This is a genomic window from Streptomyces sp. NPDC086777, from assembly GCF_040702065.1.
Classification (GTDB): Bacteria; Actinomycetota; Actinomycetes; order Streptomycetales; family Streptomycetaceae; genus Streptomyces.
This window is the reverse complement of record NZ_JBFBJI010000004.1, coordinates 402430-423874: the sequence shown is the minus strand read 5'-3', so window position 1 is coordinate 423874 and position 21445 is coordinate 402430. Positions and strand designations below refer to the sequence as shown.

Here is a 21445-nt window from a genome sequence, read left to right as displayed (position 1 = left end):
GCGGCTAGCGGATGCCCAGGACGGGCAGGCATTCGCTGATGCCGGTCAGTTCGATGTCGTCGCGGCGGATTTGTTCCCACGCGTCCCGGGTGAGCCGCCACCGCTGGATGAGCGCGGGCTCCCCGCGGCGGGTGTCCCAGTCCGTGCCGTTCGCTTCGTAGCCCAGGCCGCGGGAGACGCGGTTGGACGCCTCGTTGTCGACGAAGGCGTCGCTGCCGGCCTCCCGTGCGCCCAGTCCGGCGAAGGCCAGCTGCAGGACCGCCGCCCGCATCTCCCTGCCGAGTCCGCGGCCGCGGCTGCCGGGGGCCAGCCACGAGAAGCTGGACACCGTGCCGAAGCGCGTGAAGTCGCTGCCGATGAGGTCCTGCATGCCGACCGGTTCGCCGTCGACGAGGACGGCGAAGTACAGCCGCCACGCGTCCGGACTGACGCGGGCGCGGCCCGACCAGACGGCGCGCAGCCATTGCCATTCCCGCTCGGGTCCTTCGGTGTAGAACGAGCTCGGGTCGTCGAACGGCCACGGCTCGGCGTCGGCGACCCCGGCCCGCACGAGCGGCACGAGGCGTTCCAGCAGTTCGTCGGAGGCGCCGGCCAGCGTCAGGCGCGGCGTGCGGACTTCGACGTTCAGCGGCGGATAGGTGTGGGCCACGCCCGGACGGTAGCCAGCCCGCCCGGCCCCCGCATCCGGTTTTCCCCCGAGCCGCCAAGTCCGCCGTGTCACCGCCGAGTGGAGCGGCGACGCACGGCACACCGCCGCGGCGTCACCCCCTGCCCGGCCACGGCCCGACGCCCGGCGCCGTCCCTGCTCCCGCACGCCGAACCCGGCACGGCCGGAGTGACCTGGGAGGCCCGGCCACGCTGCCGAGCACCCCCGCGGAGGGCGCGGCGCGTGGACCGTCCGCCCGTGCCGCGAACCGCTTCGCGCGTCTGGGTGCGACGCTTGATATCAGGCGGTCCCGGACCTGTAGGGTGAGCGAACTATGCGTGCCCCAGCACCTACGGGGCACGCCCGTGTGCGAAGGATGTCGATGGACGCTGGCGCTCGGATCGACTCGTGTCTGCTCGACGTCGCGGACCTGAGTACGGAAGCGTTGGAGGGGCTGCTCGGGGAGCTGCCCGACAACGCGCTGGGCGTGGCGTTGCGACGCATGGTCGACGAGGCGGTCAACCCGGTCGGTGTGCCCTACGCCGCCTTCGACTCCGCGATGGGCTGAGCGCGTCCTCCCTCCCGCCGCCGTCCTTCCTCCCGCCGCCGTCCCGCCCCGTCCTTCCGCCCCTCCGCCCCACCTCGCCCCGGTGCTGCGGCCATCTCCCGTCCCCGTGCGTGCAGTTGACAGGTGATCAGGAGCCGGCAGCTTGAGGTCTCACCCCTCGGGGTATGACCCGGACATGCTCTGGCATTCAGGTGGCACACTGTCAGGTCGGCCGGAGAGCACTCGGGGGGCGCCTTGGTTCAGGAGCCGTATTTCTTCCTCAGCTATGCGCGGAAAGACAATCCTGACGAGTTCGTGAAGCGGTTCTACGACGACCTCGTGCTGGAACTCCGTCAGATCGGCGCCGATCCCGCCGCTCAGCCGCCGTTCCGGGACGTCGAGGGGCTGGGTCTGGGCGACGACTGGGCGCGGGTGCTCGGTGCCGCGGTCGGGCACTGCCGCGCCTTCGTCGCGCTGTACTCGCCGGCCTACCTGAACAGCGAGTACTGCGGCAAGGAGTGGACGGCCTTCCGGGACAGGCTGCACGAGTACCGCCGGGAGACCGAGATCGACGTACCGGCGCTGGTCCCGGTCCTCTGGGCGCCCATGGAGGGGGACCTGCCGGACGAGATCGCCCGCTTCCAGTACCACGAGGCCGACCTGGGCGAGGAGTACCTCACCCAGGGACTGCTGCAGATCCTGCGTACCGACCCGATGGGCCTGGCCTACCGCAGGGTCGTCGGGAAGGTCGCCGCCCGGGTGCGGATGGCCGCGGACCGCTTCCGGCTGCCCTTCACGTCCGGACTCGACCTCGGCGAGGTCCGCGGCCTCTTCCCCGCGGTCGGGCACCGGCGGGCCGCCGCGCCGGGTGCCGGGCACGTGGAGATCTTCCTGGCCGCCGGCGTCGCGGACGAGCTGCCCGAGGGGCGGCACCGGTCGGAGTACTACGGGCGCTCGCCGCGGGAATGGACGCCGTACCACCCGCCCAGGGACCCCACGGTCGCCCGGCGGGCCCAGCGGGTGATCATGGAGTCGGGCCCCTACACCAGCAGCGTGGAGGTCGTCGACGCCGCGCTGAGCAGCCGCCTCGACGAGTCGATGGCCAACAACCAGACGAGCATCCTGCTGGTCGATCCGTGGGCCGCGCGCAGCCCGGCCTACCGGGACGTGCTCGCGGACTACGACGGCCAGAACCGCCCGGCCACCGGCGTTCTCGTGCCCTGTCACGACTCCGACGAGGAGTCCGGCGGCGAGTCGATCTGGGAGGACCTAAGCCATGTGTTCTGGCGCAACTGGCGCCGGCACAACGACCCGCACGATCCCCTGTTCCGGGTACGGGTGGGCGGGGAGGAGTTCGACGAACGGCTCTCCGTGATGCTGGTCGTCGCCCAGAACCGGCTGATGGAGATGGAGAGCACCACTCCCGTCCGGGTTCCCACGGGTCCCACCCCGCCCCCGATGGCGGGGCTCACCATCCCGGGCCCGCCCGTGCCCGCCGTACCTGCCGACATGCCGCCGCGGTTCCCCTTCCTCGGCGGCGCCCCGACGCCCCGCCCGCACGCTGCCCCGCACCCACCGCAGCCGCCCGGCGGACGAATTGTTCCGAAGGACCCAGACGATGACCAGTAGCACCGGCGGACCGGGCAAGATCGTCACGTTCTACTCGTACAAGGGCGGCACCGGGCGCACCATGGCGCTCGCCAACGTCGGCTGGATCCTCGCCAGCGGCGGCCACCGGGTGCTGCTGGTCGACTGGGACCTGGAGGCCCCCGGTCTGCACCGCTATCTGCACCCCCTGCTGGTCGACCCCGAACTGCGCTCCTCCGACGGCCTGATCAACATGGTGCAGGCCTACGTGCGCACGGTGCTGAGCCCCGAACCGCCCGCGGTCCGCCAGACCGTCGGCGGCCCCGGACCGCGCCCGACCGGGCCCGCCCGCCACGACGCCTGGCTGCGGGAAGCCGCGGACCTGAGCCCGTACACCGTCGGACTGCTGCTGGAGTTCCCCTCCGGCGGCCGGCTCGACTTCCTGCCCGCCGGACGCCAGACGGCCGCCTACTCCGCCGCCGTGACCAGCTTCAACTGGCACAGCTTCTACGACCGGCACGGCGGCGGCTACTTCCTCCAGGCGCTGCGCGAGGAGATGATCGCCGCCTACGACTACGTGCTGATCGACAGCCGTACGGGCGTGAGCGACACCTCCGGCATCTGCACCATCGTCCTGCCCGACGTCCTCGTCGACTGCTTCACGATGAGCGCCCAGAGCATCCGCGGCGGGGTGGACGCGGCGGCCGCCGTGCGGCGCTCGGCCCCCCGGGACATCAAGGTGCTCCCCGTCCCGATGCGGGTCGAGGAGGCCGAGACCGAACGGCTGGAAGCGGGCCGGGACTTCTCCCGCACCGAGTTCGAACCCTTCCTGAGCTGGCTCCCGGAAGAGGACCACAGCCGCTACTGGGGCGAGATAGAGATCCCGTACAAGGCGTTCTACGCGTACGAGGAGATCCCCGCCACGATCGCCGACCGGCCGCGTCAGGAGCGCTCGCTGCTCACCGCGTTCGAGCGGCTCACCGAATGGATCTCGGACGGCCGGGTACGCCGGCTCGCCGCGCTGCCCGTGGACCGGCGGGCCGAACTGCGCGCCGCCTACCTGCGGGCGCCCCGCACCCTGCCCACCCAGGTCTACATCAGCTACGCGCCGCTCGGCCGGGTCTGGGCCGAGTGGACGGCGGAGGCCCTGGAGGCGGTCGGCTACCAGGTCTCGCTGCACAGCACGGTCGCCCCGGGCGGCAGCGTCCTGCCCGAGGTGGCCGGCACCCTGAGCGGGCAGGGCCGGGTGCTCGCCCTGCTGTCACCCGAGTACGCGACCCAGTCGCGGGCCGCCACGATCCGTCTCCAGCTGGCCGGGCACGAGACGCTCGGCGGCCCCGGCCTGGTCGCCGTCCGCGTCCAGGACCTCGACCCGGCGGCCGCGGGCCCCTACCTCGACAGCACGGCCGCCGACCTCAGCCGGTGCGGTCCGGCCGAGGCCGTCGACCAGCTCCTGGCGGTCCTCGGACCGCCCTCCGGCCGGCGCCTCCCGGACGGGTCCGCGGCGTCCGCGGCCGCCGCGCTGCCCGGCTTCCCCGGCTCGATCCCGGCGGCCCAGCGCCTGCCGTCCCGCAACCTCTCCTTCACCGGGCGCGGCCCGCTGCTGGAACGGCTCCGCGACCACTTCACCGCCGGCCCCACCGCCACCGTGCCCAGCCAGGCGCTGTACGGGCTCGGCGGCATGGGAAAGACGCAGACCGCGCTCGAGTACGCGCACCGGCACAAATCCTCCTACGACGTGGTCTGGTGGATGAACGCCGCCCAGCCCGGCCTGATCCGCTCCGCCCTCGCCGACCTCGCCCCCTACCTCGACCTGGAGGAGGGCGAGGACGTGGGCAGCACCGCGGAGGCCGTACTGCGCGTCCTCGGACAGGGACAGCCCTACGACCGCTGGCTGCTGGTCTACGACAACGCCGGCAGCCCCAAGGAACTCGACGGACTCCTGCCCTCCGGGCCGCCCGGCGGGCACGTGCTGATCACCTCGCGGGACCGGGCCTGGGTCAACAGCGCGGGCCGGGCCGAGGTGGAGGTCTTCACCCGGGCGGAGAGCGTCGAACTGCTGCACAGGTTCAGCCCGTTGCTCTCCACCGAGGACGCGGAGCAGATCGCCCGCGAACTCGGCGACCTGCCCCTCGCGGTGGGGCAGACGGCGACCTGGCTGAGCGAGAGCAACATGCCGGTCGACCGCTATCTCGCCCAGCTGCGGGACCGCCCCGCCGACATCCTCGACCACACCCAGCTGCCGCCCCGGGAGTACCCCAACTCCGCCGCCAGGACCTGGCAGATCGCCGTGGAGGACCTGCGCAGGCGCGACCGGGCGGCCGCCGAGATGCTGGAGATCTGCTCCTTCTTCGGCCCCGACCCCATCCCCATGCGGCTGCTCTACGGCCGGGCGGTCACCCGGGCGCTGACCTCCGACACGGACGAACCCCGCGACGAGATGGCCGTCGCCCAGCTGCTGCGCCTCCTCAACCGCTACGGGCTGGCCCGCAGCGACCAGGGCAGCGAGACCCTGAGCGTGCACCGGCTGGTCCAGGCCGTCATCCGGGACGGGGTCGGCGAACGGCGCTGGGCGGAGCTGCGCAGGGTGGTGCACACCGCACTCGCGGACGCCAACCCGGGCAACCCGGAGGCCACCGCCGACTGGGACGAGTACGACGAGCTCCTGCCCCACCTGGAACCCTCCCGCGCCTCCGCCGACCCCAACCCCGAGGTCCGCAAGCTGATCACCGACTCGGTGCGCTACCTGTGGAAGCGCAGCCTGTACGGCACCGCCCACGACCTCGCCGTACGCACCCTGGAACGCTGGGGGCGGCCGGACTTCCCGGGCGGCCCCGACGACACGCACACCCTGCTGCTGAGTACCCAGCTGGGCAATGTGCTCCGCTCGCAGGGCCGGCTGATCGAGGCGTACGAACTCGACGCCGACGTCCTGGAGCGGTTCACCCGCACCAGGGGCGCCGAGTACCCGGCCACCCTCGCCGCGGCCGGCAACGTCGGCGCCGATCTGCGGGCCCTCGGCCGCTACCAGGAGGCCCGCGAGCTGGACCGCACCACCTACGAGGCGGCGTACGCCGAATTCGGCGAGGACCACCAGCGCACCCTGATGTACGCCAACAACCTGGGCATGTCCGAGTACCTGGCGGGCGACCGCCGGGCCGCCCTGGAACTGCACCGCAGCGCCTACGAACGGCAGCGGCAGAACCAGGGCAGCATGAAGCCGCGCACCCTGAACCTGGCCAACAACTACGCGCGCGACCTGCGCGAGACCGGCGAACTCCAGCAGGCGCTGAGCCTGCTGGAGACGACCACCCGCCTCTACCAGCAGCTGCTCGGCGACGGGCACAGCGACACCCTGCGGGCGCGCAAGAACCTGGCCGTGGCCCTGTGCCGGGACGGCAGGTACGCCGAGGCCCGCGACATCGACCAGGACATCTACAACCGCTACCTGCAGGCCCACGGCCCCGACCACTACGACACCCTCGCCGTCGCCTGCAGCCTGGCCGGCGACCTGGCCGCGCTCGGCGACACCAGCCAGGCGCTGGAGCTCACCGAGCGGGCCCTCGGCCGCTACAAGGACTACCTGGGCGAGGAGCACCCGGTCACCCTGGTCTGCGCCAACAACATGTCGGTCTACCTCCGGCTGCAGGGCCGCCTGGAGGAGGCACTCGCGCTCTCCGAGCGCACCGCGGCGCACCTGCGCGCCGTCCTCGGGGAGAACCACCCGCACACCTGCTGCTGCCTGCTCAACCACGCCAACGACCTGGTGGCGGCCGGTCGCACACAGGAGGCCGCCCGCATCGAGACCAGGGCCCGGGAAGGGCTGCTGGCCGCGTTCGGACCCGACCACTACGACGCCATCGGCAGCGGCTCCAACCTCTCGCTGAGCCTGCGCGAACTGGGCCGCGCGACGGAGGCCGACACCCTGCGCGAGGACGCCCTGGCCCGCGCCCGGCGCACCCTGGGAGAGCAGCACCCGACGACGCTGGCGATCACACGCGGGGTCCGGCTGGACTCCGACATCGAGCCGCCGACCACGTGAGCGGAGCGCCGTCCGGGACACCTGCCGGGCGGTAGGATGCGGCCACCCGCCAGCACCCGTTCCGTGTCGACCCGGCCGTCGGCGGGAGCGGCTCCGGTGCGCCCCAGCGAGGCTGGCTCATGGTCCCGTTCCGGCAGTTCCTGTTGAAGATCCACAGTCGCTGCAATCTCGCCTGCGACTACTGCTACGTCTACGAGTCGGTGGACCAGAGCTGGCGCGACCGCCCCCGCGTCATGGCCCCCGGCACCGTACGCAGGACGGCCGCACTCATCGCCGAACACGCGCGCCGGCACCGCCTGGGCGAGGTGCACGTCGTCCTGCACGGCGGCGAGCCGCTGCTGGTGGGGGCGGCACGGCTGGACGCCGTACTGGGCGCACTCGCCGACGCCCTGCACGGGGTGGCGGAGCTGCGGCTCACGCTGCAGACCAACGGCCTGCGGCTGGTCGAGGACCCGGCACTGCTGCCGGTCCTGGCCCGCCACGGCGTCCGGATCGGGGTCAGCGTCGACGGCACGGCCGCCACCCACGACCGGCACCGCCGCCGCCCCGACGGCCGCGGCAGCCACGCCGACGTGGCACGGGCGCTGCGGCTCCTCGCCGACGGCCCGTACCGCGCCCTCTACGCCGGGCTGCTGTGCACCGTCGACCTGGCCGCCGACCCCGTCGAGACGTACGAGGCACTGCTGGAGTTCACCCCGCCCCGGCTCAACCTCCTGCTGCCGCACGGCACCTGGGAGAGCCCGCCACCCGGTCTCGCCGACCGGACCAGCCCGCCCCGCACGGCGCCCGGAGCCGCACCCGACGGACCGGCGCCGTACGCGCGGTGGCTGTGCGCGGTCTTCGACCGGTGGTACGACGCACCGCGCCGGGAGACCGGCGTGCGGCTCTTCGAGGAGATCCTGGCGCTGCTGCTCGGCGGCACCGCCCGCAGCGAGACCGTCGGACTGACCCCGGTCGACCTCGTGGTCGTCGAGACCGACGGCACGATCGAGCAGGCCGACTCGCTCAAGGTCACCTACCCCGGGGCCCCCGGCACCGGCCTGGACGTCTTCCGGCACACCTTCGCCGACGCCGCCCGCCACGAGGCCTTCCGGGCCCGTCAGCGCGGGCTGGCTGGCCTCGCCCCCGTCTGCGCCGCCTGCCCCCGCGCGGCGGTCTGCGGCGGCGGCCTGTACGCCCACCGCTACCACCCCGGGGCGGCACCGACCCCGTTCGCCGCCCCCTCCGTCTACTGCCAGGACCTCGCCGTCCTCGTCGACCACATCGCCGAACGACTGCGCCGGGACGTCACCGCGCTGCGGGCGGCGGCACAGCCGGCGGCGGGATGACGGCGCCCCACGACCGGCCCGCCCGCGAGGAGCAAGCCCCCGTGCCCGTCCCGCCCCCCGACCCGTCCGCTCCCGGCACCCTCGCCATGCACGACGTCGATCCGGACCTGTTCGACGCCGTCGCCCGGGCCCGCGGCGGCACCGCGGCCGTGGCCGAGCTGAGACGCGGTCAGCTCAGCAAGCGCAGGCTGCTGATGGCGGCCGTCCGCCGGTCGCTGCCCCCGGGCTCCGGCTTCGACGAGCCCTACCGACGGCTGGCCGCCCTGTACCGCGACGAACCGGACCGCTGGCGGGCGGTGATGCTCCATCCCCACCTGGACGAGGGCCTGGCCCGCGCGCTGGCCGGGTGCGCCCGCGGTGACCGGCCCGACCTCTCCTGGTTCGGCGAACTGACCGACGGCGGACCGGCCGCGCTGTCCGGACCGCACCTGCTGACCGCCGAGTGCGACGGCCTGGTGCTGAGCCTGCGGCTGGCCGACCGCGGCCCCTTCCGCGACGTCCACGGCCATCTCCCCGCCGGGCCGCAGAGCGCCGCCGAGGCCGGGCGCTGGCAGCACGCCCTGGACGGCGCCTGGCAGGTCCTGGTCCGCCGGCACCCCTGGCACGCCCGGGCCGTCGCCGCCTGCCTGTCCACCCTGGTGCCGCTCCACCCCGCGCCGGGCGGCACGGCGGTGAGCTCCGCGGCCCGCCGGGCCTACGGCGCCGTCGCCCTCTCCCCGCCCGCCGATCCCGTGCTCTTCGCCCTGACCCTGGTCCACGAGTTCCTGCACGTGCAGCTCGGCGCCCTGCTCGACCTGGTCCCCCTGCACGGCCCGGCGTCACCGGCCCGCTACCACGCCCCCTGGCGCCCCGACCCCCGGCCGCTGGACGCGCTGCTCCAGGGCACCTACGCCCACCTGGGCGTCTGCGACTTCTGGCACACCGAGCGGGGCACCGCAGCGCCGTCTCCCCGGGCCGAGCGGGAGCACGCCACCTGGTACGGATACACCCGCGGCGCCGTCGACACGCTCCTCGGCAGCGGCGAGCTCCTGCCGGCCGGCCGGCGCTTCACCGAGGGGATGCGAGCCGCCCTGGCCCGGCTGGGCGAGGCCTGACCGGGCCGCCCCCGCCCACGACCCCGGGCGGCCCCCGATCCGGCCCCGATCCGGCCCCGATCCGACCCGGATCCGGCCCCCTAGGGGATGTCACAGCTCTGCCGCAATGGCGGGCTCCGTCGCCTGAGCCCGCACACGGTTCTCCAGGACCAGGTACGTTCGATGACGTGGCTGGATTCAGGAACGGACGCGGCGGCCGGGACGACCGCGCCCCGCAAGCGCGACCGCAACAACCCGCGTACGGGCAGCAGACGCCGCCCCAGAGCTACGGGGGGCAGCCGGGGCCGTCGTACGGATACCCGTCGGCCCCGCAGCCGTACCCGCAGCACGGCGGCGCGTCCGGCTGGCCGCAGGCGCAGGCGCGCGGCGGCCACCCCGGCCGTACGCAGCCCGGCGACGGCCCGGAGTACTTCGGCGACGACAACGGCTCAGGCGGCTACGGCGCCCCCGACCCGTACGCGGCGAACCACCCGGGCAGCACCCAGTCCTTCTCCGTCGACGAGGCCGAGGGCTACACGCAGGGCGCGACCTACCACGCGGGCTCGGCGGCGCCGTCCGGCCCGATCGGCCCGCGCCTGCACTGGAAGGACCTGCTGAAGGGGATCGTCCTGGCCCCGAACCAGACCTTCCTCCAGATGCGGGACTACGCGATGTGGGGCCCCGCCCTCATCGTGACCTTCCTCTACGGCCTGCTCGCGGTCTTCGGCTTCGACGGTGCCCGCGCGGACGCGATCAACGCCACCCTCACCAACGCGGTCCCGATCGTCCTGGTGACGGCCATCGCGATGGTGCTGTCGTCCTTCGTCCTGGGCGTGGTGACCCACACCCTGGCCCGCCAGCTCGGCGGCGACGGGGCCTGGCAGCCGACGGTCGGCCTCTCCATGCTGATCATGTCCATCACCGACGCCCCCCGCCTGCTCTTCGCCATGTTCTTCGGCGGCAACGCGGGCTTCGTCCAGCTCCTCGGCTGGGCCACCTGGGTCGCGGCGGGCGTCCTGCTCACCCTCATGGTCGGCAAGTCCCACGACCTGCCGTGGCCGAAGGCCCTGGGCGCGTCGGCGATCCAGCTGATCGCCCTGCTGTCGATCGTGAAGCTGGGCACGTTCTAGCACCGCCCACACGGACGAGGGGCCCCGGCACTGCTGCCGGGGCCCCTCGTCCGCGTTCCTGTCCGCGCTCAGGCGTCGAGAACCTGCCCGTCCCTCTTCACGACGGGAGCCTGCACGGACCACGGGAAGTTGATCCAGTCATCGGTCCGCTTCCACACGTACTCGCACTTCACGAGGGAGTGGGACTTCTCATAGATCACCGCGGACCGTACCTCGGCGACCGTTTCGAGGCAGAAGTCGCGGACCAGCTTCAGCGTCCGGCCGGTGTCGGCGACGTCGTCCGTGATCAGGACCTTCTTGTCGCTGAAGTCGATGACGTTGGGGACGGGCGCGAGCATGACCGGCATTTCGAGGGTCGTCCCCACCCCGGTGTAGAACTCGACGTTCACCAGGTGCAGGTTCTTGCAGTCGAGGGCGTAGGCGAGCCCGCCGGCGACGAAGACGCCGCCGCGCGCGATGCTGAGCACTATGTCGGGCTCGAACCCGTCGTCGGCGATGGTCTGCGCGAGCTCGCGCACGGCGACGCCGAACTGCTCGTAGGTGAGGTTCTCCCGCACGGGACTGTCGCTGCTCATGACCGGTCCCTCACACCTGCGTCCGATGGAAGTTGAGGTAGGAGCGGGAGGCGGTGGGTCCGCGCTGCCCCTGGTAGCGGGAGCCGTAGCGCTCACTGCCGTAGGAGTGCTCGGCGGGGGAGGAGAGCCGGAACATGCACAGCTGCCCGATCTTCATGCCCGGCCACAGCTTGATGGGGAGGGTCGCGAGGTTGGACAGCTCGAGGGTGACGTGCCCGCTGAACCCGGGGTCGATGAACCCGGCGGTGGAGTGCGTGACCAGTCCGAGCCGCCCGAGCGAGGACTTCCCCTCCAGCCGGGAGGCGAGATCGTCGGGCAGGCTGATGACCTCGTACGTCGAGGCGAGCACGAACTCACCGGGGTGGAGGATGAAGGGCTCGTCGCCCTCGGGCTCCACGAGCCGAGTGAGGTCCGGCTGCTCGACGGAGGGGTCGATGTGCGGGTACCGGTGGTTCTCGAACACCCGGAAGAAACGGTCCAGCCGGACGTCGATGCTCGACGGCTGCACCATGGTTTCGTCGTAGGGATCGATCCGTACCCGCCCGGCGTCGATCTCGGCCCGGATGTCCTTGTCTGAGAGAAGCACGCCCCGAGGATACGCAAGGCGCGCGGACCCATGACAATCGTGACGAGTCCGCGCGCCCGTGCTGCTGCTGTTTCCGTCCTTCTTCCGCTACTGCTGCTTCTCCAGTGCGACCGGCACGACGCTGCGCAGCCGGGCGCACTTGGGACACCGCACGAGCCTGCCGGGGCCGAGCCGCTCGGCCTGCTGCATCGGGAACGAAGCGGTGCTGAACACGTGCCCTTCGGCACAGCGGACGACGGTGCGTTCCATCAAGTCCCTTAAGTCCCTTCCCCAGGAGCCGCGTCGGGCTTGCTGCCGTGACGACGGAAAGCCACATTACGGGATCAAAGGGACGGCTCTCCAGGCGGCACTCCGGCCTGCCGGGCCCCTCTCCCACACCTCCACCGTACGCCCCAACTCCGGCCGCCCGCACCCGGATCCCACCCCCGCCCCACCCCTCGAAACGCACACGAACCCCACGGTCCGAGCACCGGGGGTCCGTCATGGGGTACAGTGAGCGAGCATTCAGACACCGACCAGCTCGGCGTCTTACGCGGGTGTAGTTTAATGGTAGAACATCAGCTTCCCAAGCTGAGAGCGCGAGTTCGATTCTCGTCACCCGCTCCAGTGGAAACCCCAGGTCATTGGCCTGGGGTTTGTTTGTTGTCTAGTCCAATTTGAGGGTGGCGTGCCCTCTGCGTGCCCTAAGTGCAGGTCAAACGGCCTTCAGGGGGTCCTGGAGCGCCAGCTCGGCCTCGGCAGCGCCGGAGTGTCTCGAATGGCGAGGCGCATTTTGAGTGACCCCGGTCACAGGTCGAGCAAACGGTGAACAAGTCACCGTCGCAAAAGGCGACTTGAAGGATGGCGCCGGGCCTCGACTGCGCCAGCCCTGCTTCGACCGTTCTGCCCCGGCCAGGCGAGCTGGTGGTTCACAATGCGCGAATGTCCCCCAGGTACAGCCGCTCTCGAAGAGGCCGGCCATCGCCGCGGTGCGGGCGCCCCACAAAGAAGGGGACGCCGTGCGAGCTCCCCCAAGAGATCGGCCGGGGCTGCCGCCATCACGCGACACGGGCCGAGCGCGAAGCGGCAAAGGCGGAGGCAGAAGCCCGAGTCGAGAGGGCAAGACTGCGGGCTGAACGAGAGCGGCGGAGGATGCACGTCGGCCTCGGCGTCGTCACCCTCGCCCTGCTGCTCGGCCTGGGCTCCTGTGCTTGGGACTCCTGAACGGACCAGCAGCACGAGGCCGCATGCAAGCCCCTCCGAACGGAGGCGCCCAGGTTGAGCGACGAAGCGCAGGCAGTACAGGTTCCTCTTGTGCCGGCCATCCACCCGAGCGCTGTCCACCTGCGACTCGGCACCGATTTCCCTGACGGCCTCGGAGACTCCGACGCCACATCGGCCACAGAGGATAGGGCAGGTTGGAACTTCCTTTCCCCGGCGGGCCTGGCGGTCAGACGAGGACGAGGAGGGCGATCAGAGCGAGGAAGGTGACAGCGCCGGCAGTGACGATGGCGGTGAAGCCGGCAGGGGTGAAGAGCCCAGCATCGAGTTGACGGTCGACATCCCGATAGCGCCAGGTGCCGTAGGCGGCCACCAGGAGACCGGCGAAAAGAAGGATCACTCCTGCGGCGACGGCCCGCTCACCTCGGTGTGGGGCGAATTTGGCGATCGCTATGCCGAGCGAGGAGACGCTGATACCGGTACGCAGCCAGGCCAGGTAGGTACGTTCGTTGGCCAGGTGGTCGCGGGCGGTGCTGCCGGCGTTGGGGCGCGGTGTGCCGGTGCCTTTCATGCCTCCTCCTGCAGTGGCAGAGGTGGCCTTGTGTTCTTAGTGTGGATGGTGTGCCGTCGCACCGCAGCCGGACACAGGGGAGCCCGGAGGCCGGTCCGGCCGATCGCCGTATTCGGAGGCGCGTGTCGTCCATGCCCCGAACAAACCCGGAGAAAAGTGCCGACCCATGGCGCTGGGCGCAGGCCGGCGGGGACGGAGGGCCTCATGTCGCAGCCGTCGTGGAAGGAGTACCGGCCGGGGGCGGTTTTTCCGGGGGTGATCGGACGGACCGCGGAGGAGTCGCAGCCTGCGTGGCCGCAGCCACTGCGGGCGACGCCGGGTGCACCGAACGTGATGTTCATCGTGCTGGACGACACCGGGTACGGGCAACTGGGGTGCTACGGCAGTCCGATCGCCACCCCCAACCTGGACTCCCTGGCCCAAGGCGGGCTGCTGTACAACAACATGCACACCACGGCCCTGTGTTCACCATCGCGGTCGTGCATCATCACCGGTCGTAATCACCATGCGAACGGAATGGCCGGTGTGACCGAGATGTCCACCGGTTTCCCGGGCTACAACGGGCAGATACCGTTCGAGAACGGCTTCGTCTCGGAAATGCTGCTCCAGCACGGCTATAACACCTACATGGTCGGCAAGTGGCATCTGATGCCCTCCGAGCAGGAGTCTGCGGCCGGCCCGTACGACCGCTGGCCGCTGGGGCGCGGCTTCGAGCGGTTCTACGGCTTCCTGGGCGGCGACACCAGCCAGTGGTATCCGGAACTGGTCTACGACAACCACCAGATCGAGCCGCCGGCCACACCCGAGCAGGGCTACCACCTGACCCCCGACCTGGTGGACAAGGCGATGGCATTCGTTGCCGACGCCAAGCAGGTCGCCCCGGACAAGCCGTTCTTCCTGAACTTGTCCACCGGCGCGACCCACGCCCCTCACCACGTGCCCAAGGAGTGGGCGGACCACTACCGGGGCCGGTTCGACGAGGGCTGGGACGCCTACCGAGAGGCCGCCTTCGCCCGTCAGAAGGAACTCGGCGTCGCCCCCGCGGACGCCCGGCTCTCCCGCCACGACCCGGACGTGCCCGAGTGGGACTCGTTGAGCCCGGACGCACGGCGCCTGGCGGCACGGATGATGGAGGTCTACGCGGGGTTCCTCAGCCACACCGACCACCACATCGGGCGCCTGCTCGCCTTCCTGAAGGAGATCGGCGAGTTCGACAACACCCTGATCATGGTGGTGTCCGACAATGGCGCCAGCCCGGAGGGCGGCGTCACCGGCACCGCCAACGAGGCCCAGTTCTTCAACAACGCCCCTGAGCCGCTGGAGGACAGCCTGCGCTCCATCGACGAACTCGGCGGCCCCACCACCTTCAACCACTACCCGTGGGGCTGGACCTGGGCCGGCAACACCCCCTTCAGAAGGTGGAAGAGGGAGACCTACCGCGGCGGCGCCAGCGACCCGTTCCTGGTCCACTGGCCCAGCGGGATCAGAGCACGCGGGGAGATCCGCACCCAGTACGCGCACCTCGTCGACATGGTCCCCACGGTGCTCGACGCCCTGGGCATCGAGCCGCCGTCCACCATCCGGGGGGTGACGCAGGCGCCGCTGCACGGCGTGAGCTTCGCCCGCACCTTCGACGACGCCGACGCACCCAGCAACCACCACACGCAGTACTTCGAGATGATCGGGCACCGTGCCATCGACCACGACGGCTGGCGAGCGGTATGCCCGTGGCCCGGCCCCTCGTTCGCCGAGGCCGGTCGCCCCTTCGGCACCCCGATCACCGTGCAGGACCTCACCGACCTGGATGCCCATCACTGGGAGCTGTACCACGTGGACGAGGACTTCGCCGAGACCCGCGACCTGGCCGCCGAGCAGCGCGACAAGCTGGTGGAGATGGTCGCCCTGTGGTACGTCGAGGCCGGCAAGTACAACGTGCTGCCCATCGACGGCAGCGCCGTGCAGCGGATGATGACACAACGCCCGCAGATCACCGAGACCCGTACCAGCTACACCTTCCGCCCCGGCACCCAGAGCCTGCCTTCCGCGGTCACCCCGCGCGTGCTCAACCGCCCGCACAGCGTCACCGTCGACGTCGACCTCCCGGCGGGCGCCGACGGCGTACTGGTCTGCCAGGGCACCGACGCCGGCGGCTGGACGCTGTTCATCAAGGACGGCCGACTGCACTACACCCACAACTACGTCCGCCGCGCCCTGTACCGCCTGACCGGAGCGGACCCCGTCCCCGAGGGCCGCCACGAGCTGCGGTTCGAGTTCGAACCCACCGGCAAGCCCGACATCCTGCACGGCAAAGGCACCCCGGGCAAGGCCCAGCTCTACATCGACCGCCAACTCGCGGCCGAGACGGACTTCCCCGTCACCACCCCGGTCATGTTCAACCCCGGCGGCCTGACATGCGGCCGCAACCCGGGCTCCGCCGTGGACCCGGACTACACCTCACCGTTCCCGTTCACCGGCACCCTGCACAGCGTGACGGTCGACCTGTCCGGAGAGCTGATCACCGATATGAACAGCGAGATGCGCATGCACATGGCCCGGCAGTAGGGCCGAGCGGCGACCGCTCAGCCGGCGTCGTCCAGGAGCAGGCCCAGCTGAATATCGAGCCAAGCCTGCTCCTGCCGCCATCTCTCAGCGGCGCTGACCAGCTGCCGGCTCAGAGCCTGGACCGTGAGTGACCGCCACGGGCGACCGTCCAGGAAAGCCGACAGCGCAGCCAGACGCTCATCCGTGCCAGAAAGGGGCCGATGGACGTCCACGCGGTCCATAGCCGCCAGCGCTCGCCGGCACAGCGCCTCAGGGCGGAGCGACTGCCACGCGTACGGCGCCAGCGCCTCACGCACCGAGATCACACGGACGTCGTCCGGGGCAACCAGCCACACCATCCCGCCCCTCCCTTCCGTCGAATGAAACCGGGCAAAGCGCTCAATGGCGCCCATGGTAGGCAGCCGGCACGCCGAATCCACCGGGCGGTGAGCTACCTCACGAAGAGCGCCGGCCGCACCTGAGACGAGCGAGCGCGGTTGACAGTCCACCACTTTGTTGGTCGACCCCGGGGGTGGACATGAACCACCCAGCCCCCTCACAGGCCGTGAGCCTCGCCGAAGCGTGGGCTGCGGCAGAGGCCGCCTACCAGCGCGTGGCCGCCACAGCCGCCCCAGCACCGAGCTTGATCGAGGAACTGCACCACCGGGCAAAGGACCTCGCGCACGCCACCGCTGGTACGGAGCGAACCGCGGCGCCCGCTGGATCATCCGGCACTGCCACTGACCGCATCGGCTTGAGAGACATTCGATCTCTCTCGGTGGCGGCCCAGACGTGACGGCGCACGCCCACCAGGGCTCCGAACCAAAGACATGAACTCCATCACGCCCGCAACGGCACTGTGCGCAACCAGGGAATCAGTTTCAACTCGCTGAACTTGAGAGAGAAGCCACGAGTGTCCAGCCTCAGTTGATGGTTGACGGGTTGGCGTCGGGTGATGCTTGACGTCTGCCCTAGACGATCTTCCGGCGGTTGTGTTCGCCGGAGTTGCGCACGACCACCTCCTTCCTGGTGATGCGGGGGACGGTGGTGATCAGCTCGGTGCCCTGGAAGACACGGATGCTGGTCTCGTCCGGATGGGCGGTGACGACCTGGTGGGCATGACCGCGGCCGAGCTGGACGCGCTGTCCGGCGACCACGAAGCCACCGGCGCTGGGCGACGGCAGACACCCGTCCTGCACATGCTTCGTCGCGGGCAGGACACGAGGCCCTTGCGGCAGCGGGCACTTGACCGCCGGGGGGCCGGCGTCGGAGCGGGAGGTCACCGGGGAGTACCCGGAACGCCTTGTGGCGGCCGAGTGGGCGTACTGCCCGGAAGTCTCGTCGATCACCGGCCGTCAGGTGCCCGTGGAGGGGTGTGCTTCTGCAAGCCGATGTGCCGGGCACAGCCCGCATCCACAGGTGCAGAACCGCATTGGAGCAGTCCCGCCCCCGCATGGCGTCCCCACGCGGAGGCGGGCCCATAGCGTGCCCATAAGACCGGACAACCACGGTAAACAGCGGTGCGAAACCAGCCCTCGAAACTGCATCCCGGGCGGCATACCAGCAGGTCAGAAGCCGTGTCGCCATCCAAGCGCCGTCGCTTCCCAAGCTGAGAGCGCGAGTTCGATTCTCGTCACCCGCTCCGGAGGGAAACTGCGCGGCAGCGGCCCGGGCCTTACGGACCGTGGCGTCCAGCCCGGCGGCAACCTCCTCTTGCCGCTCGTCGTCGGAGTGCTGATAGATCAGCGCCGCCTTCTCGGAGGACTGTCTGGCCCGGACCATGGTGTCCTTGAGCGTGGCCCCGGAGCGCGTCGACAGTGTGTGCCCCGTGTGTCGGAGATCGTAGAACCGGAAGCCTTCGGGCATGCCGACGATCTCGCGCGCTTTCCGCCACCTCCGCCCGACGGTGCTGCGCCGGAAGGGAGCACCTTTCTCGCCCACGAAGAGCAGCCCATCCATCCCTTGCTCGGCGTAGCTCTCCAGATGCCGGCGGAGCTCCGGGTGGAGGCACGCGGGAAGAATCACAGTCCGGGTTCCGGCCTCGGACTTGGTGTCGCCTTGCACGCGCCGCCCGTTCATCCGCTCCGGCTCGGCGAGGCGAACCCGGACGCGCAGGTTGTCGAGGTCGACATCCCGGCGGCGGAGGCCGGCCAGTTCTTCCGGCCGCATCGGACCGTACGCACCGAGGTAGACCATGAGCCGCCAGCGCATTCCCACGGCGTTGGCGAGTGCGTCGACCTGGGCGACGGTGGCGATGCGCCGCTCAGCCGCCTTCTCCTTACCGGCGCCCTTGATCCGGCACGGATTGCGAGTGATCAACTCGTCGTCCACCGTCTTCCAAACGGAAGAGCGAGGTGAGTGTCACACCAGAGCGTGCGAGCGCATCGGCGACGCCTTGGCTGCGGTCCGGGGTGCGAACACACCGACCACCTCGTGCCCAGCCTCGCGCAGAGCCTCGACGCAGTGCAGACCGCCGGCTCCAGTATCCGCGACGTCGTCTACCACCGAGACTCGCGAGGCGGCCGGGGCGGGGCTGGTCAGGAGTGCCGACACACCCTACTCCTTGCGCACGCGACGAATTCCGCGGGACTCCAACATCCGGTCGTGCCGGACACTGGCCAGTGCCACCGCGGTGGCCAACTGGGCTCCGGCCGCCACCTCTCCGGCGGTCGGGTCGGCGTCCGTCCCGCGTTCGCGAGGTAGAGCTCGTCGGCGAGCGCGGCGGGCATGCGCGGTTCACCGAGAAGGCGACGGCCGTCGAAGTAGTTGGCCAATGGAGTGCCGTCCCCGCGCTGGCCCGAGCGAAAGGGCCGCCGGGCCAGCAGAGTCGTGGTCAGGTGGCCGGTCACGATGCCAGGCTCCGCTGCCCCGCACGTTCGAGGTGCAGTTCGTCGATGCGAGCACGTACCCGCGCGAGTGTCTGTTCGGTGCCCAGTGCGTCGGTGTCCAGACCGATCAGCTGGCCGTCGGCCACCAGGCGCTGGAAACCGTTGTAGACGCCCTCCATGTGGGCCATGGACCAGCACGGGTCAGCATCCATGACGCCATCCAAGCACCGTCGTTCGGTGCCTGGATGGTTTCGGGCCCGCCGGAAAGGGGATGTCCGGCGGGCGCACTGAGCTACTGGTGTCGCTTTAGTTGGCCCAGGTCTGCGGGGCGATGTAGTAGCCCTCCTCGTCCACGATGACCTGCATGCTGCCGCTGCTGTGGTTGTAGACGCCGATCATCAGGCCGGGGTCGGCGACCGACACCAGGTTGGGCACGGTCTGCCCCGCGGTGAAGTTCAGGTTGGAGGCGTTCGGCACCGTCTGCTCGTTGGGGTAGACGGTGAGGAAGCCGTTCTTCTGCGGCTGCGTCGCGGTCACGTTGAGCACTGCGCCGGCCGGCCGGGGGCAGCTGGCTGTGCAGTCGGTGTGCCACTGCGGGGCGAAGCCGATGCTTCCGTAGGCCGGGACGGGTCCCGGGATATCGGCGTCAGCGCGGGTGTCGACGAGACGGGCGGGCCCGAAGGGGACATAGGACTGGTTCGCCCCGGCGGCTGCCGAGCCGAAGAAGCCTTCCAGATCGGCGACGACCTGGACGGTGCCGCCGCTACCGTTGTAGAAGTCGACCTTGCCGTCGGTGACAGGGACGATCGCCAGGTTGGCGACCGTCTGCCCGGTCGTGAAGTTCAGGTTCGACACGCCCGGCATGGTTCCTGCGTCGGGGTAGGCGGTCAGGTAGCCGTGCTGGGTCGGCCGGGTGACGGTCAGGTTGAGCACCACAGCCGTGGTGCCCGCCGGCACGCGTCCGGACAGGTTGAGGGACAGGGAGGCGTGGGCGTTGATCGCTCTCGCCGTCGAGGTGCCGAGGCCGGAGCGTGTGTCCAGGACCCGGGTCGGGGAGACGGGCTTGAAGCCGGAACCGGCCTGCCCGTAGAAGCCCTGCAGGTCCATCAGGACGTGGGCGATGCCGCTGCTGCCGTTGTGGATCACCACTGCATCGCCGCCCATCGGCACCGTCACCAGGTTCGCCACCGTCTGCCCGGCCATGAAGTTGAGGTTCGACGCCGTGGGAAGGCTCTGTCCGTTGTGGGGGTAGAGCGTCAGGTGCCCGGCGGCGCTGGGCTGGGTGACGGTGACGTTGGCGACGATCGCGCTGACGTCGGCGGCCGGGATGCCGGCGATGCTGGGGACGGGCAGGACGAGGTCGGCTCCGGCGGCGACGGGGGTCGTGGTCGTCACCCCGACGGCGTGCCGGGTGTCCAGCAGCCGCACCGGGGTGAGCGGGGTGTAGTCGGCACCGACGACGACGTGCTTGTCGCTGGAGGGGCCGCCCCAGGGGCCGTAGCGGTGGATCGCGTGGTCGCCTGCGCGGTGGAAGGTGTAGGTGAACGTGCCGTCCGTGTCGATGGGGAAGCCGGTGGTGGCGTCGTCGGGGACGTACGAATACACCCGGTGGATGGGGCCATTGGCCGTCCAGGTGGGGGTGGGGGCGGTCGTGGTGACGGTGACCTGCAGCGGATTCGGCGAGCCCAGCGGCTGAATCGTGTAGCCGCCGCCGCTCTCCGGGCCCACCAACTCCACCGCGCCCCGGTCGTAGTAGCCGCTCGACGCGTTGGACACCGAGGGGTCGTCCTCGCGGGGATTGCCGAAGAAGTCCGTGGCCGTCTCGCCCGGCGCCCCGGGGTCTGCGGAGTCGATGACGGGCGAGGAGCCGGCGGGCTTGAACCACTGCCGCCCCGCGGTGGATTGTGCGGTCAGCTGGGGGCTGGCGGAGATGTCGGCGCCGCCCTGTCCGGTGGCCGCCGCGAAGGAGGACGCGTCCGGATAGCCGGTGCCCGCCCACGAGTAGAGGGAGCCGCCGCTGGTGGGGTCGACCACGTTGTCGTCGACGCTCGTGCCGGAGGTGGCAGTGTCGGCGACCGAGATCGCGGTCGCATCAACCGTCGATGCACAGGCCGAAGGGGAGGAGCCCCAGCCGTTGGCTGCCTCCTCGACGACGTCGTTCTTCACCGTCGAGCCGGAGGAATCCCCGGCCAGGACAATGCCCTGCCCGCAGTCGCCGACCACGGTGTCGCCGGTGATGACCGTGCCGGGCGCGCCAGAAACCGCGATGCCTGGCGCGTGGTTGGCCGCATACGGGCTGAAGATGCTGTCTGCGCTCAGCACGGTGCCCGACGCGCCGGCGTCGATCTCGACGCCCGGGCTGCCGTTGGTGAGGTGAGTGACGCTCGTGCGGGTCAGTGTGACGTCACTGGACGTGCCGGTGATCCGGATCGCCGACGCGCCCGTACTGCTGTTCAGGGCGGCCTGATCGACGGTGACGTCGGAGGAGTGGTCGATCAGCACGGAGGTAGCTCCGCCGGGGGCTGTCGTGTAGAAGCCGCGGAGTACCACATGCTCCGCGCCGGAGACGGTGAACGCCGGATTCGCCCCCTGCGTCGTGGACTGGCCCCTGACGTAAGCGATGTTCAGCGACGAGTTGTTGGAGACGAAGGTGATGGGCGCGTCCGCGGTACCCGAGCGGGTGATCGTCACCGACTCCGGATAGTCACCCGCCTCGACAAGCACCGTCTGGCCCGGCTCGACGACCCCCGCCGCGGCACTGATCGTGCAAAACGGCCGCCCCTCGCTGCCG

The 21445-nt window shown here is 70.9% G+C and carries 16 protein-coding genes, 1 tRNA gene and 2 pseudogenes; 8 read left to right on the top strand and 11 right to left on the bottom strand.

The features are described from left to right. Window positions 1-4 precede the first annotated feature (4 nt). Entirely contained in the window at window positions 5-649 is a 645-nt protein-coding gene (locus tag AB0472_RS08815) for a GNAT family protein (protein ID WP_366354636.1), read from the bottom strand. Between the two features lie 379 nt (window positions 650-1028). On the opposite strand from AB0472_RS08815, the gene fxsA reads away from it, so the two are divergent. From fxsA to AB0472_RS08785, 6 genes are all read left to right on the top strand, one after another. After that, window positions 1029-1214, top strand: coding sequence for an FxSxx-COOH cyclophane-containing RiPP peptide (gene fxsA / locus AB0472_RS08810; RefSeq protein WP_366354634.1), 186 nt, complete (start codon window positions 1029-1031; stop codon window positions 1212-1214). Window positions 1215-1448: 234 nt separating this feature from the next. After that, complete coding sequence (gene fsxC / locus AB0472_RS08805; protein WP_366354633.1) at window positions 1449-2822, top strand: FxsC protein; 1374 nt, start codon at window positions 1449-1451, stop codon at window positions 2820-2822. After that, window positions 2812-6822, top strand: a complete 4011-nt coding sequence (gene fxsT, locus AB0472_RS08800; protein ID WP_366354631.1) for an FxSxx-COOH system tetratricopeptide repeat protein — start codon at window positions 2812-2814, stop codon at window positions 6820-6822. The genes fsxC and fxsT overlap by 11 nt, the downstream gene beginning before the upstream one ends. 119 nt (window positions 6823-6941) lie before the next feature. After that, the gene (locus AB0472_RS08795) at window positions 6942-8150 is read left to right on the top strand and encodes an FxsB family cyclophane-forming radical SAM/SPASM peptide maturase (RefSeq protein WP_366354629.1); all 1209 of its coding nucleotides are present in this window, start codon (window positions 6942-6944) and stop codon (window positions 8148-8150) included. Between the two features lie 41 nt (window positions 8151-8191). Continuing rightward, on the top strand, window positions 8192-9244 hold the full coding sequence (locus AB0472_RS08790; RefSeq protein WP_366354628.1) for an HEXXH motif-containing putative peptide modification protein: 1053 nt from the start codon (window positions 8192-8194) through the stop codon (window positions 9242-9244). Between the two features lie 167 nt (window positions 9245-9411). Then, window positions 9412-10353, top strand: a complete 942-nt coding sequence (locus tag AB0472_RS08785) for a YIP1 family protein (protein WP_366354626.1) — start codon at window positions 9412-9414, stop codon at window positions 10351-10353. A gap of 68 nt (window positions 10354-10421) precedes the next feature. Here AB0472_RS08785 and AB0472_RS08780 read toward each other — a convergent pair whose 3' ends face one another. The 3 genes from AB0472_RS08780 to AB0472_RS08770 all read right to left on the bottom strand — a co-directional run bounded on the left by AB0472_RS08780 (window position 10422) and on the right by AB0472_RS08770 (window position 11763). Beyond that, window positions 10422-10928, bottom strand: coding sequence for a phosphoribosyltransferase (locus AB0472_RS08780; RefSeq protein WP_366354624.1), 507 nt, complete (start codon window positions 10926-10928; stop codon window positions 10422-10424). Between the two features lie 10 nt (window positions 10929-10938). After that, the gene (gene dcd, locus AB0472_RS08775; RefSeq protein ID WP_351956638.1) at window positions 10939-11514 is read right to left on the bottom strand and encodes a dCTP deaminase; all 576 of its coding nucleotides are present in this window, start codon (window positions 11512-11514) and stop codon (window positions 10939-10941) included. Window positions 11515-11601: 87 nt separating this feature from the next. Beyond that, entirely contained in the window at window positions 11602-11763 is a 162-nt protein-coding gene (locus AB0472_RS08770; protein WP_177233016.1) for a hypothetical protein, read from the bottom strand. 283 nt (window positions 11764-12046) lie between these two features. Between AB0472_RS08770 and AB0472_RS08765 the strand changes: the two genes are divergently transcribed. Next, window positions 12047-12120: transfer RNA gene (locus AB0472_RS08765), tRNA-Gly, on the top strand. Window positions 12121-12943: 823 nt separating this feature from the next. On the opposite strand, the gene AB0472_RS08760 is transcribed toward AB0472_RS08765, so the two are convergent. Continuing rightward, the gene (locus tag AB0472_RS08760; protein WP_366354622.1) at window positions 12944-13285 is read right to left on the bottom strand and encodes a DUF202 domain-containing protein; all 342 of its coding nucleotides are present in this window, start codon (window positions 13283-13285) and stop codon (window positions 12944-12946) included. Between the two features lie 204 nt (window positions 13286-13489). Here AB0472_RS08760 and AB0472_RS08755 point away from each other — a divergent pair, with 204 nt between their 5' ends. After that, window positions 13490-15847 (top strand): arylsulfatase, encoded by a 2358-nt coding sequence (locus AB0472_RS08755; protein WP_366354620.1) that lies wholly within the window; start codon window positions 13490-13492, stop codon window positions 15845-15847. A 17-nt stretch (window positions 15848-15864) separates the two neighbouring features. On the opposite strand, the gene AB0472_RS08750 is transcribed toward AB0472_RS08755, so the two are convergent. The 6 genes and pseudogenes from AB0472_RS08750 to AB0472_RS08725 form a co-directional block, all read right to left on the bottom strand. Continuing rightward, window positions 15865-16239: a hypothetical protein gene (locus tag AB0472_RS08750; RefSeq protein WP_366354618.1), complete on the bottom strand. Its 375-nt coding sequence runs from the start codon at window positions 16237-16239 to the stop codon at window positions 15865-15867. A 558-nt stretch (window positions 16240-16797) separates the two neighbouring features. After that, window positions 16798-16998, bottom strand: a pseudogene (locus tag AB0472_RS08745) (IS481 family transposase); the annotation flags it as partial. A 496-nt stretch (window positions 16999-17494) separates the two neighbouring features. After that, window positions 17495-18157: pseudogene (locus AB0472_RS08740) on the bottom strand (tyrosine-type recombinase/integrase); the annotation flags it as partial. Between the two features lie 30 nt (window positions 18158-18187). Continuing rightward, window positions 18188-18379 carry a hypothetical protein gene (locus AB0472_RS08735; RefSeq protein ID WP_366354616.1) on the bottom strand — a complete coding sequence of 64 codons (192 nt, stop codon included), beginning with the start codon at window positions 18377-18379 and terminating at the stop codon, window positions 18188-18190. A gap of 292 nt (window positions 18380-18671) precedes the next feature. Beyond that, window positions 18672-18866, bottom strand: coding sequence for a hypothetical protein (locus AB0472_RS08730; protein ID WP_366354614.1), 195 nt, complete (start codon window positions 18864-18866; stop codon window positions 18672-18674). Between the two features lie 94 nt (window positions 18867-18960). Then, window positions 18961-21345, bottom strand: coding sequence for a right-handed parallel beta-helix repeat-containing protein (locus AB0472_RS08725; protein ID WP_366354612.1), 2385 nt, complete (start codon window positions 21343-21345; stop codon window positions 18961-18963). Window positions 21346-21445 lie beyond the last annotated feature (100 nt).

Excerpts from the sequence above, each read along its gene's own strand:
- fxsA (WP_366354634.1), top strand. The coding sequence starts at position 1,029 with ATGGACGCTGGCGCTCGGATCGACTCGTGTCTGCTCGACGTCGCGGAC.
- fxsT (WP_366354631.1), top strand. The coding sequence starts at position 2,812 with ATGACCAGTAGCACCGGCGGACCGGGCAAGATCGTCACGTTCTACTCG.
- AB0472_RS08795 (WP_366354629.1), top strand. The coding sequence starts at position 6,942 with ATGGTCCCGTTCCGGCAGTTCCTGTTGAAGATCCACAGTCGCTGCAAT.
- AB0472_RS08780 (WP_366354624.1), bottom strand. The coding sequence starts at position 10,928 with ATGAGCAGCGACAGTCCCGTGCGGGAGAACCTCACCTACGAGCAGTTC.
- AB0472_RS08770 (WP_177233016.1), bottom strand. The coding sequence starts at position 11,763 with ATGGAACGCACCGTCGTCCGCTGTGCCGAAGGGCACGTGTTCAGCACC.
- AB0472_RS08760 (WP_366354622.1), bottom strand. The coding sequence starts at position 13,285 with ATGAAAGGCACCGGCACACCGCGCCCCAACGCCGGCAGCACCGCCCGC.
- AB0472_RS08755 (WP_366354620.1), top strand. The coding sequence starts at position 13,490 with ATGTCGCAGCCGTCGTGGAAGGAGTACCGGCCGGGGGCGGTTTTTCCG.
- AB0472_RS08750 (WP_366354618.1), bottom strand. The coding sequence starts at position 16,239 with ATGGGCGCCATTGAGCGCTTTGCCCGGTTTCATTCGACGGAAGGGAGG.
- AB0472_RS08730 (WP_366354614.1), bottom strand. The coding sequence starts at position 18,866 with ATGGATGCTGACCCGTGCTGGTCCATGGCCCACATGGAGGGCGTCTAC.